Here is a 16,261-nt window from a genome sequence, read left to right on the forward strand (position 1 = left end):
TGCGGCGGCCACCCGGCCGAGCCTGGAGACCCCCAGTGAACCGACTCGCCCTCCGCACCGCGGTCGCAGCCATGGTGCCGCTCGCCGTGCTGAGCGGATGCGCCGCCGCTGCACCGACGGCCGCAGCCGACCCCGGCACCGTCAACGTCGTGACGACCACCGCGGTCCTCGCCGACCTGGCCGCGAACGTGGCCGGCGACCGGGCCGACGTGATCTCGCTCGTCCCGGAGGGCGGCGACCCGCACAGCTACGAACCGTCTCTCAGAGACATCCGCAATGTCGTCTACGCCGACGTCGCGTTCTCCAACTATCTGATGCTCGAGGAGCAGAACCTGATCAAGGCCCTCGACACCAACCTGCCGCCCGGCGTCCCGAACATCTCGCTCGCCGAGGAGGCCGTCAAGTACGCCGCCGAGATCATCCCGCTCGTCGAGGACCTGTCGCTCGACACGATCTGGCTCGGGCTGCGGGTGCAGGGCGACGGGGCTGCGCACGGCGCCGACCGCACCGCCGACGTGAGGTTCTCGGCCACCGGGGTGGACGGGCCCGGGAACCTCGTCGCCTACCTGACCGGCAGCTTCGGCGACGTCGACCGGTACTTCGACTCGAGCGACGGGTTCGACCCGTCGACCGGGTTCCGCGACGACACCGTCACCCTGCCGCCCGACGCGCACACGCACCTCAGCTGGGCGTTCACCGAACCCGGCTACTACACGCTCGACCTGCAGGCGAAGCTCCAGGTCGCCGCCGACCAGCGCCCGATCGACATCGCCGCGGACGAGGTCGTCTTCGCCGTCGGCGTCGACCCGTACGACGCCCCCGGCCGGGCCGGGGCGACCGTCCTCGACGCCGGCCACTCCGACCTCACGCTCGACCTCGACACCGAACGGTTCGAGCTGCTGCTCGACCACGAGCACGGCTCGGGCGACGTGCACCAGGAGACGTTCGACCTCGACGACGTCGTCGTCGAGGTGCCGAACAAGGCACTGCACGAGATCCCGGGAGACCCGGCGTACCGGTTCCTCGGCCGGCCAGGGGAGCCCGTCTACCAGCTGCCGCAGGCCGTGCTCGGCAAGCACGTGCACGGTGAGATCGACCCGCACCTCTGGCAGAACGTCCGGAACGCGATGGCCTACGTCGAGATCATGCGGGACACCCTGATCGAGACCGACCCTGAGGGCGCCGTCGAGTACTCCCGGAACGCCGCCGCGTATCTCGCCGAGCTCGCTGCGCTCGACGCCGAGATCCGCGACACGATCGGCCGGATCCCCCGGGAGCGTCGCACGCTGGTCACGACCCACGACGCGTTCGGATACCTCGGGCAGGCGTACGACGTCACCATCGCGGGGTTCGTCACGCCGAACCCCGCCGTCGAACCGTCGCTGGCTGAACGGAAGCGACTCACCCAGACGATCCGGAACCTCGACGTGCCCGCCGTGTTCCTCGAGCCGAACCTCGCCGCGCGGTCCTCGACGCTCGTCGAGGTGGCCACCGAGCAGCACGTCGCGGTGTGCCCGATCTACGGCGACGCCTTCACCGAAGAGGTCACGTCCTACGTCGACATGATGCGCTTCAACGCCCACTCCCTCCACGACTGCCTTTCCGAACCCGAGGAAGACCGATGACCTCCACCCGCCCAGTCCGGCGAGCCGCCGCGCTGACCGCCTCGCTCACCGCCCTGCTCCTCGCCGGCGCCGGCGTGCTCCCGGCCGCCCCGTCGGCCGCCGAGACCGCTGACGAGCAGCTGCTGCAGACGATCGACCCCGACCAGGCGCAGGGCACCGGCCAGGTCGTCGTCGACCGCGGGCACGTCGACTTCGGGCCGACGCTGAGCACCGGCGAATGGATCGTCCAGATCCACGACGACACCGGGACGCCGAAGTACTGGCGGAACCCGGAGGACGTGGTCATGAAGGTCGGCGATGCCGGCACGCTCACGGTGCCGGAGGGCGAGGCCTACGCCTTCCTGCACCAGGCCCCGGGCACCGAGGTCTGGGTGGTCCCGCAGACCAGGAACGCGGACGTCGTCTGGACCGGGTGGAACACGCAGGAGCCGACGGTGCTCGAGTCGCTCAACCTCGGGACGACCCTGCGGATCCACGGCGTCGACGGGCCGGGCGACGTGTCGGTGTTCCTGCAGAGCGGGAACTTCGGCGACCCGCAGCCGCTCTGGTCCACGTTCGACGCGTTCCCGCAGGAGACGTGGATCGAGGTGAACACGCACACGCACGCCAACTGGGTCTTCACGGAGCCGGGCGTCTACCTCGTCGAGATCGAGTTCGAAGCCGATCTGATCGACGGCAGCACGGTCTCCGCACGCGATGTGCTCCGCTACGCGGTCGGCGACGAGACCGACGCCGAGGCGGCGTTCGCGGCGGTCTACGCCGGCGAGTCGACGGCATCTCGCATCGATTCGTCTCCGGAACCAGCCGCCGAACCCAGTACACCGGATGATCTCGAACTCGGTACCGTCATGGCCATCGTGCTCGCCGCGGTCGCGGCGGCGCTGGTCGCCGCGGTCGTCGTCGTCATGGCCGCCACACGCCGGGCGAAGGCCCGGGCCAGAGCCCGCAGCGCGGGGTCAGCGAGCACAGACCGATGATCGCACTCGACGTCAGCGGCCTCAGCGTCCAGCTCGGTGGCCGGCGCGTGCTCCGGAACGTCGAGCTGGCCGTGCGCACGGGCGAGTTCGTGGGGCTCATCGGACCGAACGGTGCGGGCAAGACCACCCTGCTGCGCACCATCCTCGGCATGATCCGCCCGGAACGCGGATCGGTGCGGGTCGACGGACACCCGCCCGCGCGCGCTCGGAGTGCGATCGGCTACGTTCCGCAACGGCACGAGTTCGCCTGGGACTTCCCGATCAGCGTCGAAGACACCGTCATGACCGGTCGCGTCCGCCGGATCGGCTGGCTCCGGAGGCCGGGTCAGCGCGACTTCGAGGCGGTCGCCGACGCGCTCGACCGCGTCCACATGTCGCACCTCGCGGCCCGACCGGTCGGCGAGCTGTCCGGCGGGCAACGGCAGCGCGTGCTCGTCGCGCGCGCGCTCGCGCTCGAGCCCAGGCTGCTCCTGCTGGACGAGCCGTTCACCGGGCTCGACATGCCCACGCAGGAGCTGCTGATCGAGCTGTTCCGCGGCCTCGCGGCCGAGGACCGGGCGGTGCTCATGACGACCCACGACCTGATCGGTGCGATGCACGAGTGCTCGCGGCTGTGCCTGGTCAACCGGACGGTGATCGCGGACGGCCCGCCCAGTGACCTGAAGAGCCCCGAGGTGTGGATCCGCACGTTCGACGTCGCACCCGGCAACCCGCTGCTCGCCTCGCTGGGGGTGACCGCCTGATGCTCTCCCCGATCGACTTCATCACCGACCTGCTCAACCCCGACCTGCGGTTCCTGCCGAAGGCGCTCGTCATCGCGATGATGTCCAGCGTCGTCTGCGGCGTCATCGGATGCTACGTGGTGCTGCGCGGCATGGCGTTCATCGGCGATGCCGTGGCGCACGCCGTGTTCCCCGGGCTCGCCGTCGCGTTCGTGATCCAGGGCAATCTCGTGCTCGGCGGGGCGGTCGCCGGCGTGCTCACCGCGATCCTCGTCGCGGTGTTCTCGCAGAACCGCCGGATCAAAGAGGACAGCATCATCGGGGTCTTCTTCGTCGCCGCGTTCGCGCTCGGGATCGTGATCATCTCGCAGGCGCCCGGCTACGCGGGGTCCCTGCAGCAGTTCCTGTTCGGATCGATCACCGGGATCCCCGACGAAGACCTCTTCGTCGTCGCCGTCACGGGGCTCGTGCTCATGCTCGTGGCGTTCCTGTTCCACAAGGAGTTCGTCTCGGTCACCCTCGACCGCGAAATGGCCCGCTCCACCGGGATCCCGGTGTTCACGCTCGACCTGGTGCTGTACGTGATGGTGGCGATCGCGATCGTCATCTCCATTCAGACGATCGGGAACATCCTCGTGCTGGCGCTGCTCATCACCCCGGCCGCCTCGGCGCGGCTGCTCACCGACCGGCTCGGCGTCATGATGCTGCTCGCCCCGGTCATCGGGGGAGTCTCGGCGCTCATCGGGCTGTACGTCTCGTGGAGCTTCGACTTCCCGGTCGGCGGCATGATCGTCCTGGTCGCCACGGCGGTCTTCCTCCTCGCGTGGTGCTTCGCGCCGCGGCACGGCCTGATCGCCAAGACCAGGCGGCGTCGCGCACGCGGGAGCGTGAGCTCATGAGCTGGGCGGTGCGTCGCCGCGTGGCGACCGGAGCGGTGCTGGCGCTGGTCGCCGGGGTGTTCGGCGTTCCCGGATCGGCCGTCGGGACGCCCGCGCAATCCGCCCAATCCGACCAGCCCGCACCGCCCAGCATCAGCAAGCAGGTCGTGGGCGCCGTGCACACCGACACCGTCTCCGCGTACCTCGACTCGGGGAGCCTCGTCCTGGCCAGCCGCGCCGACCTCGATGTGGACGGCGACGGCGTCGCCGAGGTCGGCACACGACTCGATCCCGCGGACGTCCTGTTCCACCTCGCCGAGCACGGTCGCGCTGCAGTCCCCGAATCCGCGGACTACCGCTTCCTCGGGGCATCCGGTGCGCCGATCTGGCTCGCTCCGCAGATTCAAGACCACAGCCTGATCTGGCCCGGATTCAGCACAGAGGACCCCGCCCTCAGCGGTCAGGTCGATCAGCGTCAGCTCTCCGTGCGCATGCTCAGCGCGACCGGGCCAGGCGAGGTCGAGATCTTCCTTCAGGACGGCGGGAACGTCCGCCGCGTGTTCAGTTCGACCGCCGACCTGCCCGGCTGGCAGACCGGCGTGCCGCAGCACACGCACATGAACTGGGCGTTCACCCAGGCGGGAACCTACGAGCTCGAGTTCGAGATGAGCGGAGTCGTCGCCGGCCGGCAGCAGTCCGCCAGCAACCGGTACACGTTCGTGGTCGGCGACCTCGCCGCGCACACCAGGGCGACGACCACCGAGCTGACCGGGGACCGGAGCGCCGCAGCAGCCGGCGAGCCGATCACGTTCACGGCCGAGGTCAGCCCAGCGGTCGCCGGCGCCGTCCAGTACCGCGACCTCACCGCCAATGCCGTGCTCGGGCACGCGCCGGTCGACCAGGGGATTGCGACGTTCCGGGCGGACGCCCTCGCGCCCGGGCCGCACCGGATCCAGGCGGAGTTCGTGCCCACGTACGCGGACGACGCCACGCCCTCGACCTCCGCGCCGCTCGACGTCACGGTGTCCGGCGTCGTGCAGCCCAGACCCGGGTTCGACGACACCGAACCCGTGCCGGGCGACCGGCTCGATCCGGCCCTCGCCGGGACCACCGTCGCGGTCACCACTCCCCAGAAGCGGATCGTCGCCGGCGCGACCCTCACCGCCAAGTCCGCCGAAGCGCACGGCGGGAAGTGGGTCTCGGCGTGGCTGCACGCCCCCGGCCCGGACTGGTACGGCTGGGTGCAGACCGACCTCGCGGGCGCCTTCAGCATCGACCTCCCCGCCGACGCGAAGGCGGGCGACGCCTCCCTCGTGCTGAAGGACCTCGACGGCGCGCTCATCGGCTGGGACCGGTTCACGGTGGTCGCCGCAGACGGCGGGAGCGGCGGCGGCACACCCCCTCCGGCCGAGCCGCCGGTCGACCCGAACCCGGCCCCGGTGCCGCCCGTGCAGGCGGCCCCCCAGGAGTGCGCTCCCTCGCTCGTGCTCGACCGAGGTCATATCGACCTGTTCTTCGTGTCGGCGGCCGACGGGAAAGCCGTCCTCCAGCTCGTCGAGGACGTCACGGGGCTCCGCGTGGTCCACGAGGCGGAGACCGTGCTGCTGCGCGTCGCGGAACACGCGTACCGCACGGACATCCCGCCTGGGACGCCCGGTGCGCCGGCCGGCTACGTCCTCCCGCTCACGCAGGCGCCGGACCTGATCTGGCCGGGATGGGACACGAACCGCACCGCAGCCGGCGGGCACTCCGACGTCACCATCCACGTCACGGCCGTCGACGGACCCGGGCGGGTGCACCTGTACAGCCAAGGGTCCTTCGGAGACATCCGCCCGCTCTTGCAGGGTGGTGCGACCAGCCTGCCCGGCAGCATCCGCGAGCCCGCACCCGCGCACACCCACGCCCAGTGGGTCTTCAGCGAGCCGGGCATCTACCAGCTCACCGCGCATGCCACCGCGACCCATCCGCAGACCGGCGCCACCCTGACCACGGCGGCCCATACCTACGTGTTCCAGGTCGGCGACGTCCCCCTCGGGGACGTGTTCTGCCGCATGACCACACGTGGCGTCGCGGACGCCGCAGCGGTGAACGCCGCGGTCGACCGCGCGGCCGCCGAGGCCATCGCCGCCGACCAGGCCGCGAATCCCGAGCTCGGCGCGGAGCCTTCCCGGAAGGCCCGGACGCGGGTGACCGTCGACGCGGCTGACGACGGCGAACGCCGCGCGGGCACGACCGGCCAGCCGGTGCTGGCCGCGATCGTCGGCGGCGGAGTCCTGGTGATCCTCGGGCTCGCGGGCGGGACCTGGTGGACCCTCCGGCGCCTGCGCGAGCCCGCGGGCGTGCAGCCGGACCGGCAGTCATGAGCGATCCCCGTGTGGAGACGTTCGACGACCTGCTCGGTGAGCAGCCGGTGGACGACGAGCTCGCGGAGGACGCGCGGAGATCGCCGCGCCGGAGTCCGTGGATGCTCGCCGCGTCGATCGGCTGCGTCCTCCTCGGGACCGCGGGCGTCCTCGGTGCGTGGCTCGTCGTGCCGTTTGATCAGGGGGCGCGGTCCGCGGCGCCGGCTGCGACTGCGCCGGCTGCGACGTGGCCGGTTGCGCCGTCGCGGGCGGCATCGGCCGAGTCGGGCGACCGGGTCGATACCGGATGGCTCGCGCGCACGGCCGAACGGACCGCGATCCCGGAGGCCGCGCTCGCCGCGTATGCCGAAGCCGCGCACCGCATGCGCACCGAGCAGCCCGGATGCCGCCTCGGATGGAACACGCTCGCGGGCATCGGGTTCGTCGAGTCCGGGCACGGCACGATCGGCGGATCCCGTATCGAGCCCGACGGCATCGCCCGACCGGAGATCATCGGAATCCCGCTCGACGGCACCCGCTCGGACGCCATCCCGGACACCGACGGCGGTGCGCTCGACGGCGACGTCGTCTGGGATCGCGCGGTCGGCCCGATGCAGTTCATCCCATCCACCTGGGCGGACTGGGGATCCGACGGCGACGGGGACGGCATCGCCGACCCCCACCACATCGACGACGCGGCCTACTCTGCCGCCAGGTACCTGTGCCACACGGGGAACCTGACCGACCCCGACTCCTGGATCGCCGCGATCGCCTCGTACAACGACTCGCTCGACTACAACCACCGCGTCGTCGAAGCCGCCACCCGATACGCCGCAGGCTCCGCGGCCGGCGTTTGACGCGGGGCGGTCAGGCGCGCCCACCCGGGCGCGCGCCGTCGGCGTTGCCGTCGCCGTCGCCGTGCGCGCCGGCGTGGTGACGGTCCCACGAGGCCATCACGATCATGGTTCGGGTGGTCGTGACGATCCCCGTCGTACGGATCGCGTTGACGACCTGCTGGAGATGGTCGACCGATCGCACGCGGAAGCGCAGCAACGCGTCCGGCATCCCGGCGATCGTGTGGTATTCCTGCACCTCGGGGACGCGCCGCGCGATCTCGGCGATCTCCGCCGTGTCGACGCCGGCGCTCAAGGTCACCTCGGTGAACGCCTCGAGGTCGCCCGAGGCGGCGTCCTCGATCACGGCCACATAGCCGCGGATGATGCCCTCGCGCTCGAGCCGGTCGATGCGGCGGCCCACGGGCGCCGAGGTCAGCCCGACGGCCCGCGCGATCTCCGACACGGGCATCCGCGCGTCACGGCGCAGGCACTCCAGGATCCGGCGGTCGATCTCGTCCATCGGGTCAGCTCCCCTCGCGCACGGTTCGCGCGTCACTCGCTCACATCATGCCGGAATCTGCGACGAACGCGCTCGATCAGCGCAGATGAAGCCGACACCATGCGTATATCTTGGCGCGGCGCCACGGAATTGCGATGCTGTCGCCACACAGAGAAGTGGGAGTGAGCGAGAACCGCATGCCTGCACGCCGCATCATCGCCGTCGAGGAGCACGCCGAGCTGATCGCGCTCGTGCGCTCGGTCGCCACGAACGAGCTGGCCGCGCGGGCCGCGGCGGCCGAGGAGGAGTCGCGATTCCCGCGTGAGACGTTCGCGCTCCTCGGCGAGCTGGGCCTGCTCGGGCTCCCCTACGCCGAGGCGCACGGTGGCGGCGGGCTGCCGTACGAGGTGTACCTCCAGGTGCTCGAGGAGCTCGGCGCCGTCTGGGCGTCGGTCGCGGTCGGGCTCTCCGTGCACACGCTGTCCTGCTTCGCGCTCGCCGCCCACGGCAGCGACGAGCTGAAAGCCGAATGGCTGCCGCGGATGTTGGACGGCACGTACCTCGGGGCCTACAGCCTCTCCGAGTCCGATGCCGGCTCCGACCCCGCGGCCATGCGCACGTTCGCACACCGCGAGGGCGAGGCGTACGTGCTGCGCGGCGCGAAGGCGTGGGTCACGCACGGCGGCCAGGCCGACTTCTACACGGTCATGGCCCGGACCTCCGGCGCGCCCGGCGACCGCCACGGCATCTCCTGCTTCCTCGTGCCCGCGGACACCCCCGGGCTCACCGCGGGGCCGCCCGAGCGCAAGATGGGACTGACCGCGTCGGCCACCACCGCGCTCTTCTTCGACGACGTCGTCGTCCCGGCGACGCACCGCATCGGCGCCGAGGGCGACGGGCTCTCGATCGCGCTCTCGGCGCTCGACGCCGGACGCCTGGGCATCGCGGCGGTCGCCACCGGGCTCGCGCAGGGCGCGACCGACGCAGCGATCGCGTACTCCAGGCAGCGGGAGACGTTCGGCCGGCGGATCATCGAGCATCAAGGGCTGGCGTTCGTGCTCGCCGACATGGAGACCGCGGTCCACACCGCACGGTGCACCACGCTGGCGGCGGGACGGCTCAAGGATCTCGGCCTGGACTATCGCCGCGAGGCATCCATCGCGAAGCTCGTCGCGACCGACAACGCGATGAAGGTGACAACCGACGCGGTGCAGGTGCTCGGCGGTGCCGGCTACACCAAGGAGTTCCCGGTCGAGCGCTACATGCGCGAGGCGAAGGTCATGCAGATCTTCGAGGGGACCAACCAGATCCAGCGGCTCATCATCAGCCGCACCGTCGACCGGGAGTCGAAGGGACTTATCCTCACCTCCTGAAATCCTCCGGGGTCCGCGCAAGATTAGGTTAGCCTTTCCTAAGTTGGTGCGTTTCTGCACCGAGATCCAGCGAAGGAACGGAGTACCTCCACCATGCCCAGACGCCGTCACGTCATGGCGCTCGCCGCGCTCGCCGCCGTCTCGCTCGCACTCACCGGATGCGCCGCCTCCGCGGGCGAATCCGAGGAGACCGGCGCCGCGACCGCGGAGGCGGGAACCATCACGATCGAGGACAACCACGGCGAGGTCGAGGTGCCGGTGAACCCCGAGCGGGTCGTCGCGCTCGACAACCACGTGTTCGAGACGCTGTCCGCCTGGGACGTGCCGCTCGTCGCAGCACCCAAGCAGATCATGGGCACGATCTGGCCGGAGTACACCGACGACGACGCCGTGCTCGACGCGGGCGCCCACTTCGAGCCGAAGCTCGAGTCGATCGTCGCCGCTCAGCCCGACCTCATCATCGCCGGCTACCGGTTCGCGGAGTCGTACGACGCGATCGTCGAGCAGAACCCCGAAGCCGCCGTCATCGAGATCGCCCCGCGCGAGGGCGAGGACCCGGGCGGCGAGCTCATCCGGCAGATCGAGATCCTCGGCCAGATCTTCGATCGCGAAGACGACGCGGCCGACCTCGCCGCGGCGTTCGAGGCGGCGATCGACGACGCGAAGGCGGCCTACGACGGCGAGTCGACGGTCACGACGCTGCTCACCTCCGGCGGCGAGATCGCGTACGTCGCGCCGGTCACCGGTCGCAGCCTGGGCGTGCTGTACCCGACGCTCGACCTCGTGCCCGCCATCGAGCAGGCCGCCGAAGACACCTCGCACGGCGACGACATCAGCGTCGAGGCGATCGCGGCCGCGAACCCCGACTGGCTCATCGTGATGGACCGCGACGGCGCCCTCACCAACGCCGAAGGGTACGTGCCCGCGAAGGAGCTCATCGAGGGTTCCGAGGCGCTCGCGAACGTCCCCGCGGTGAAGGACGGGCAGATCGTCTACGTCGATCCGGACTTCTACCTCACCGAGGACATCCAGTCGTACACGGCGCTCTACGAGCAGATCGCCGAGGCGTTCGGCGCCTGAGCTCGTGACCGGCTCGCGAACGGCATCCGCCGTGGGGCCCGAGGTGCGCACGCCCGTCCGTGCGCGCCTCGGGCGGTTCGCGCTGCCCGCGGCGTTCCTGCTCACGGCCGGTGTGCTCACCGTGTCCCTGTTCGTCGGGGTCTACGACGTCGTGGGCGGTGAGCAGGGCGGCGAGATGTTCGCGATCACGCGCGTCCCGCGCACCATCGCGCTGGTGCTGGCCGGGTGTGCGATGGCGGTCAGCGGCCTCGTCATGCAGATGCTCACCCAGAATCGATTCGTGGATGCCACGACGGCAGGCACCACGGAATGGGCGGCGCTCGGGCTGCTGCTGACGGTGCTCATCGTGCCGGGCGCCGGGCTCACGACACAGATGGTCCTCGCGAGCCTCGCGGCGTTCGCCGGCACGCTCGTCTTCATGGCGGTCCTCCGCCGCGTCGCCGTGCGGACCACGCTGGTCGTGCCGCTCATCGGCCTCATGCTGGGCGCCGTGGTCAGTGCGTTCACGACGTTCCTCGCGGCGTCGACGAACTCGCTGCAGATGCTCGGCACCTGGTTCATGGGCAGCTTCACGAGCGTCGTGCGCGGCCGCTACGAGGTGCTCTGGGTCGTCGCGATCGTGACCTTCCTGGTCTTCCTCGCCGCCGACCGGTTCACGGTCGCCGGACTCGGGCGCGACGTCGCGACAGCGGTCGGCCTGCTATACGAGGCCGTGCTCTTCACGGGCACCGCACTCGTCGCGGTCGCGACGGGTGTCACGACCGTGGTCGTCGGCTTTCTGCCGTTCCTCGGCCTCGTCGTGCCCAACATCGTGTCGATGATCCGCGGCGACGACCTGCGCAGCAACCTGCCGTGGGTGTGCCTGGGCGGTGTGCTGCTCGTGACCGTCTGCGATCTCATCGGGCGCACCGTGCGCTGGCCGTTCGAGGTGCCCGTGTCGATGGTGCTCGGCATCGTCGGCAGCGTGGTCTTCGTCACGCTTCTGGTGCGCCGCCGTGGCTGAGGCGACGGTGCGGGCGGAGCAGACCGAGCAGGGTGCGGGCCGAGGCATCCGCCCCGGCCGAGGCATCCGCCCGGGCCGAGGCATCCGCCCGGGCCGAGGCATCCGTCCCGGCCCGCGGGGCGCGAGGCCGACGCGACCCGGCCGCACTCTGGTGATCCCGCTACTCATCGCCGGCGGCCTCGCGATCGTGTTCGCCGTGCTGCTGCTCACCTGGGCGAACCCGCTACCCGTCGGCGAGCCCGGGTTCTGGATCATCGTGCAGTCGCGGGCGACCGCGGTCGCCACGATCGCGCTCGTCGCGACCTGTCAGGCGCTCGCGACCGTGCTGTTCCACACCGCGACCGGCAACCGCATCCTGACACCGTCGATCCTCGGCTTCGATGCGCTGTACACGCTCATGCAGACCGCGCTCGTCTTCGTCTTCGGCGTGGCCGCGACGCAGGTCGAGGGCGTGGGCAAGATCGTCGTGCAGAGCCTCGCGATGATCGCGTTCGCGAGCGTGCTGTACGGCTGGCTGTTCTCCGGCAGGCGGCAGAACCTGCACGTGCTGCTGCTGGTCGGCGTCGTGCTCGGCGTCGGGTTCGCCTCGGTGTCGACGTTCCTGCAGCGCATGCTGACCCCGAGCGAGTTCGACATCCTCGCCGCGCGCCTGTTCGGCAGCATCGGGCGCGGCAACCCCGACGTGCTGCCGTGGGCGGGCCTGATCGTGGCGGGCCTCGCGGCCCTCGCCTGGACGCGACGTCGCAGCCTCGACGTGCTGGCCCTCGGCCGCGACGCCGCGACCGACCTGGGGCTGCGCTACCGGCGCGAGGTCGTCGCGCTCCTCGTCGTCGTGGCCGCGCTCATCTCGATCTCGACGACGATGGTCGGTCCGATGACCTTCTTCGGATTCCTCGTCGCGACCATGACCTATCAGTTCGTCCGCGTCGACGACCACGGCCGGACCCTTCCGCTGGCCGTGCTCGTCGCGATGGCGACACTGCTCGGCGCGTACTTCGTGCTGCAGCACCTCTTCTACGCGGCCGGTCTCGTGACGATCATCATCGAGTTCGTCGGCGGCCTCGCCTTCCTCGTCGTCATCCTGAAGAAGGGGCTCCGATGATCACACTGCACCAGGTCGCCAAGAAGTACGGCTCGACCGACGCGCTCGGGCCGATCGACCTCGAGATCGCGCCCGGCGGCATCACCGCGCTCGTCGGACCCAACGGCGCGGGCAAGTCCACGATGCTCACCATCATCGGGCGCCTCCTCGGCGCCGACAGCGGTACCGTGCGGATCGGCGACTTCGACGTCGTCACGAGCCGGCCGCGCGAGCTCGCGAAGGTCGTGTCGATCCTCAAGCAGGAGAACCACTTCGTCGCCCGGCTCACCGTGCGGCAGCTCGTGGGGTTCGGGCGGTTCCCGCACTCGCGGGGGCGGCTCACCGCCGAGGATCACGACGCGGTCGAGCGCGCGATCGGGTTCCTCGACCTCGGCGGTCTCGAGGAGCGCTTCCTCGACGAGCTCTCGGGCGGGCAGCGGCAGCGCGCGTTCGTCGCGATGGTGCTCGCCCAGGACACCGACTACGTGCTGCTCGACGAACCGCTCGCGAGCCTCGACATGCGGCACGCGTCGGCCATGATGCAGCGGCTGCGCGACGCCGCCGACTCGCTCGGCCGCACCATCGTGCTCGTCGTGCACGACCTGAACTTCGCCGCGGCCTACGCCGACCGCATCGTCGCGCTCTCGGGCGGCCGGATCGCCGCGGCCGGCACGCCCGAGGAGATCATGCGACCCGAGGTGCTGAGCGAGGTCTTCGAGACGCCCGTCGAGGTGATCGAGCATCGCGGGCGGCGGCTCGCGGTGTACTACCGGGTGTGATGGCGGGTGGTGATCACGGCTCCCGTGCCGGTCGCGGGATGACCGGCAGGGTCACGCGTGAGGCCCCGAATGCGACACGATGGATGAATCGGGCGTGCGCGGCGGGTTCGGGACCGTCGGCGCCGGGCCCGCCGGCATCGGACCCGTCGGAACCGCCGCGATTCGGAAGCCAGCGGGGGAACGAGCTCGAGGACACCTGCAGGCGGATGCGATGGCCGGCCTTGAAGACCCAGGCCGTCGGCAACAACTCGATCTCATGCTGCGCCGGTGCCCCGGGAGCCCGGACGATGCCGTCGGTCACCAGCACCGAGTTCCCCTGGCCGTCGACATCGCAGAGGCGGACGATCCAGTCGGCCGATGACGCGTCGGACCGCGCGTCGAGCACGACTGACGGATGCCCCGTGACCTCGACGTCCTCGTCGAGCACCTCGGTCGTGTACGTCAGCACGTCCGGTCGTTCCTCGATGCGGTTCTGACGCAGGGGGCCCGCGGCGTAGGCGTCCATCAGCGTCGCGCCGCCGAGCGTGGGAACGGGCCGCGACGGGTCGTGGATGAAGTGCTCCTCACCGACCGATGGCGCGGCGGCGGTCAGCGACCCGCCTGCGGCGACGTGGAGGGTCATCGAGGTCGCCCGAGCGAGCGGCCACTCGTGTTCGGCGCGCCAGACGTTGTCGCCCATGATGAAGAGCATGACCGGCGCATCCAGGAACACGCTGCGGTCGTCGGGTTCCCGGCGGTCGCCGGCCTCCGGGAGATGCGACCGGAACCAGTCGCGTTGGAGCTCCCAGATGTCGGTCGCCAAGCCCAACCGGTACATGTCGGCGGCGACGCCGAACGACACGTCGCCGACGTGCGGCGACTGGTTCACGTGCGTCCACGGCCCGACCAGCAGCTTCGACGGGACTCCTCTGGCCCGTTGATCGACGAACGACTCGAGTGTGCCGTCGATGAAGAGGTCGAACCAGCCGCCGATGTTCAGCGCCGGCGTGACCGGAGCCGAGTTGAGCTGCAGCGAGCGACGCGGAGGCAGCGCATGACGCTCGAGCGCACTCGGGCGCCCATCGGCGTCCTCTGGGTAGAGCTCGGTATGCAGGTCGCTGAGATCGTCGACCAGCGCCGACAGGGTGCGGTGCAGCACCCGCGGGTCATCCTCATGGCGTCGGCGCAGCTCTTCGATGCCCTGCCCGAGATCCCACGGCGACCAGTGGTGGGTCGGGACGGTCTCAGGCGGGAAGAGCGTCTCGGTGGTGAACATCGGCGCGATCGCCTTGCCGGGCGAAGTACGTCGGCATCAACATCGAGAGCTCATAGCTGCGGTGCTTCCCATAGGGCAGCCGCGACAGCAGCACGGGATGCGGGCCGGGGGCGTCGGGGCGGTAGACGTCGGCAGCCAGAATCACGCCGTCCCGCATGGGGACCGGAACATCGTGGTCCACGATGATGCGTGGGAACGCCATTGTTGCCTCCACTGGATGAAACATTTACGCAACATTGCAGAACATACAGCATCGATGGTGGCGCGTGTGGATGTGGCGGCTTTGACCCGGTGTCGCGAAGCGCTGGAGTCGCACGTCGTACGACCGACGGAGATTTGCGACCGATTTCTGCGCAACGTATTGACTGTGTTGCGCAACGCCCCCTACAGTCAGTGCGTACTCAGCACCGAAGGAAGAGAACATGGCCCACATCGCAGAGATCCCCGAGCCGAACATCGCCCTGCCCACCACCCGACCCGAGGTGCCGATCGCTCGGTTCATCGAGCGCAACTCGGCCGCCATCGAGGCGATGGCGCGCGCCGGCCTCGATGCGCTCGTCGTCTACGGTGACCGGGAGCGCGGCGGAGATCTGCACTACCTCACGGGTGTCGACCCGCGTTTCGAAGAGGGCGTCTACGTCCTCACCCGCGGCGGCGACGCCACGATCCTGCTCGGCAACGAGAACCTCGGCTACGCGCCGCACCCGGATCTCGGCATTCGTGTCGAGCTCTACCAGGAGCTGAGCCCGCAGGGGCAGTTCCGGCACAACCCGGTCCAGCTCGACGTGCTGCTGCAGTCGGCGGGGCTCGAGCGCGGTGTGAAGGCCGGCGTCGCCGGCGGGAAGACGCTCCGGTCGGGTTTCATCGCCGACCCGGCGAAGGCGTTCGGTGTGCCGTCCTACCTCATCGACACGCTCCGGGCGCTCCTCGGCGAGGAGCACGTCGTCAACGCGCAAGAGCTGTTCGTCCACCCCGAGACGGGGCTCCGGAGCATCAACACGGTGCACGAGATCGCCGACGCCGAGTACGCGTCGAGCTTCAACAGCGCAAGCGTCAACGCCGTGACGAAGGGGCTCGCGGTCGGGGTTCGCGCGGACGAGCTCGCCGCCGCGCTGTTCGACGGAGGGATCGCGCACTCGGTGCACTTCATGGTCAACTTCGGCCTGAAGACGGCTCGCGGCCTCTCCTCTCCCTCGGACCAGCGGGCCGAACTCGGTGACGCGTACCAGGTCGCCCAGGGGCTGCGCGGCTCGCTGACCTGCCGCTCGGGCATGATCGCGCGCTCGCGCGCGGACCTGCCCGCCGACATCGGCCCGTTCTACGAGGCGGTCGTGCAGAACTACTTCGACACGATGCTCGCCTGGTACGGCGCGGTCCGGATCGGCACCACGGGTGGCGCGGTGTTCGCCGCTGCCGACCGTGCCCGCGACGGCGAGCTCTTCGACTTCGCGCTCAACCCCGGCCACACGCTCGGGTTCGAAGAGTGGCTGAACTCGCCCTTCGACGAGGGCAACACCGACACGCTGCGCAGCGGCCTCCTGCTGCAGGGGGACATCATCCCCGCTGCGAAGGGCCCGCACATCGGCGTGAACGTCGAGGACGGCATCGCGCTCGCGGACGATGCGCTGCAGCAGCAGCTCGCGGAGCTCTACCCGGAAGCGCGTGCGCGCATGGAACAGCGCCGCGACTACGTGCGCCAGGTCATCGGCATCGAGGTGGATCCCTCCGTATTGCTGCTCAGCAACACCCCCCTCTGGCACGCGCCCTACGCGCTCGACCGATCCCGCGCCCTCACGGCGTAGGATCGCCCG

15 protein-coding genes are annotated in these 16,261 nt (G+C 70.5%); 12 read left to right on the top strand and 3 right to left on the bottom strand.

The annotated features are described in order from the left end of the window. The first annotated feature begins 35 nt into the window (after positions 1–35). The 6 genes from RH864_RS13550 to RH864_RS13575 are packed head-to-tail and all read left to right on the top strand — an operon-like array spanning position 36 to position 7,401. On the top strand, positions 36–1,625 hold the full coding sequence (locus tag RH864_RS13550) for an anchored repeat ABC transporter, substrate-binding protein (protein WP_310518091.1): 1,590 nt from the start codon (positions 36–38) through the stop codon (positions 1,623–1,625). Beyond that, positions 1,622–2,602, top strand: a complete 981-nt coding sequence (locus RH864_RS13555) for a choice-of-anchor M domain-containing protein (RefSeq protein ID WP_310518092.1) — start codon at positions 1,622–1,624, stop codon at positions 2,600–2,602. The genes RH864_RS13550 and RH864_RS13555 overlap by 4 nt, the downstream gene beginning before the upstream one ends. Continuing rightward, positions 2,599–3,345, top strand: a complete 747-nt coding sequence (locus tag RH864_RS13560; RefSeq protein WP_310518093.1) for an anchored repeat-type ABC transporter ATP-binding subunit — start codon at positions 2,599–2,601, stop codon at positions 3,343–3,345. Before RH864_RS13555 ends, RH864_RS13560 begins: the two co-directional genes overlap by 4 nt. Further along, on the top strand, positions 3,345–4,223 hold the full coding sequence (locus RH864_RS13565; protein ID WP_310518094.1) for an anchored repeat-type ABC transporter permease subunit: 879 nt from the start codon (positions 3,345–3,347) through the stop codon (positions 4,221–4,223). Before RH864_RS13560 ends, RH864_RS13565 begins: the two co-directional genes overlap by 1 nt. Further along, on the top strand, positions 4,220–6,565 hold the full coding sequence (locus RH864_RS13570; RefSeq protein ID WP_310518095.1) for a choice-of-anchor M domain-containing protein: 2,346 nt from the start codon (positions 4,220–4,222) through the stop codon (positions 6,563–6,565). The genes RH864_RS13565 and RH864_RS13570 overlap by 4 nt, the downstream gene beginning before the upstream one ends. After that, positions 6,562–7,401, top strand: a complete 840-nt coding sequence (locus tag RH864_RS13575; protein ID WP_310518096.1) for a lytic murein transglycosylase — start codon at positions 6,562–6,564, stop codon at positions 7,399–7,401. Before RH864_RS13570 ends, RH864_RS13575 begins: the two co-directional genes overlap by 4 nt. 10 nt (positions 7,402–7,411) lie before the next feature. On the opposite strand, the gene RH864_RS13580 is transcribed toward RH864_RS13575, so the two are convergent. After that, positions 7,412–7,900: an Lrp/AsnC family transcriptional regulator gene (locus RH864_RS13580; RefSeq protein WP_310518097.1), complete on the bottom strand. Its 489-nt coding sequence runs from the start codon at positions 7,898–7,900 to the stop codon at positions 7,412–7,414. 161 nt (positions 7,901–8,061) lie between these two features. On the opposite strand from RH864_RS13580, the gene RH864_RS13585 reads away from it, so the two are divergent. The 5 genes from RH864_RS13585 to RH864_RS13605 all read left to right on the top strand — a co-directional run bounded on the left by RH864_RS13585 (position 8,062) and on the right by RH864_RS13605 (position 13,195). Continuing rightward, positions 8,062–9,252 carry an acyl-CoA dehydrogenase family protein gene (locus RH864_RS13585; protein ID WP_449224134.1) on the top strand — a complete coding sequence of 397 codons (1,191 nt, stop codon included), beginning with the start codon at positions 8,062–8,064 and terminating at the stop codon, positions 9,250–9,252. 93 nt (positions 9,253–9,345) lie between these two features. Then, positions 9,346–10,332, top strand: coding sequence for a siderophore ABC transporter substrate-binding protein (locus tag RH864_RS13590; protein WP_310518098.1), 987 nt, complete (start codon positions 9,346–9,348; stop codon positions 10,330–10,332). Positions 10,333–10,336: 4 nt separating this feature from the next. Continuing rightward, a complete protein-coding gene (locus RH864_RS13595) occupies positions 10,337–11,335 on the top strand; it encodes an ABC transporter permease (RefSeq protein WP_396129978.1) in 999 nt (332 codons plus the stop codon). Beyond that, positions 11,328–12,437: an iron chelate uptake ABC transporter family permease subunit gene (locus RH864_RS13600; protein WP_310518099.1), complete on the top strand. Its 1,110-nt coding sequence runs from the start codon at positions 11,328–11,330 to the stop codon at positions 12,435–12,437. Before RH864_RS13595 ends, RH864_RS13600 begins: the two co-directional genes overlap by 8 nt. After that, positions 12,434–13,195, top strand: coding sequence for an iron ABC transporter ATP-binding protein (locus RH864_RS13605; protein WP_310518100.1), 762 nt, complete (start codon positions 12,434–12,436; stop codon positions 13,193–13,195). The genes RH864_RS13600 and RH864_RS13605 overlap by 4 nt, the downstream gene beginning before the upstream one ends. 13 nt (positions 13,196–13,208) lie before the next feature. Here RH864_RS13605 and RH864_RS13610 read toward each other — a convergent pair whose 3' ends face one another. Together RH864_RS13610 and RH864_RS13615 are read right to left on the bottom strand one after the other, a co-directional pair. Next, positions 13,209–14,450, bottom strand: a complete 1,242-nt coding sequence (locus tag RH864_RS13610; RefSeq protein ID WP_310518101.1) for a CocE/NonD family hydrolase — start codon at positions 14,448–14,450, stop codon at positions 13,209–13,211. Further along, positions 14,419–14,676, bottom strand: coding sequence for a CocE/NonD family hydrolase (locus RH864_RS13615; protein ID WP_310518102.1), 258 nt, complete (start codon positions 14,674–14,676; stop codon positions 14,419–14,421). Before RH864_RS13615 ends, RH864_RS13610 begins: the two co-directional genes overlap by 32 nt. A gap of 196 nt (positions 14,677–14,872) precedes the next feature. Between RH864_RS13615 and RH864_RS13620 the strand changes: the two genes are divergently transcribed. Then, positions 14,873–16,252 (top strand): hypothetical protein, encoded by a 1,380-nt coding sequence (locus RH864_RS13620; protein ID WP_310518103.1) that lies wholly within the window; start codon positions 14,873–14,875, stop codon positions 16,250–16,252. Positions 16,253–16,261 lie beyond the last annotated feature (9 nt).

It is taken from the genome of Agromyces aerolatus (assembly GCF_031432255.1).
In the GTDB taxonomy this organism is placed as follows: Bacteria; Actinomycetota; Actinomycetes; order Actinomycetales; family Microbacteriaceae; genus Agromyces.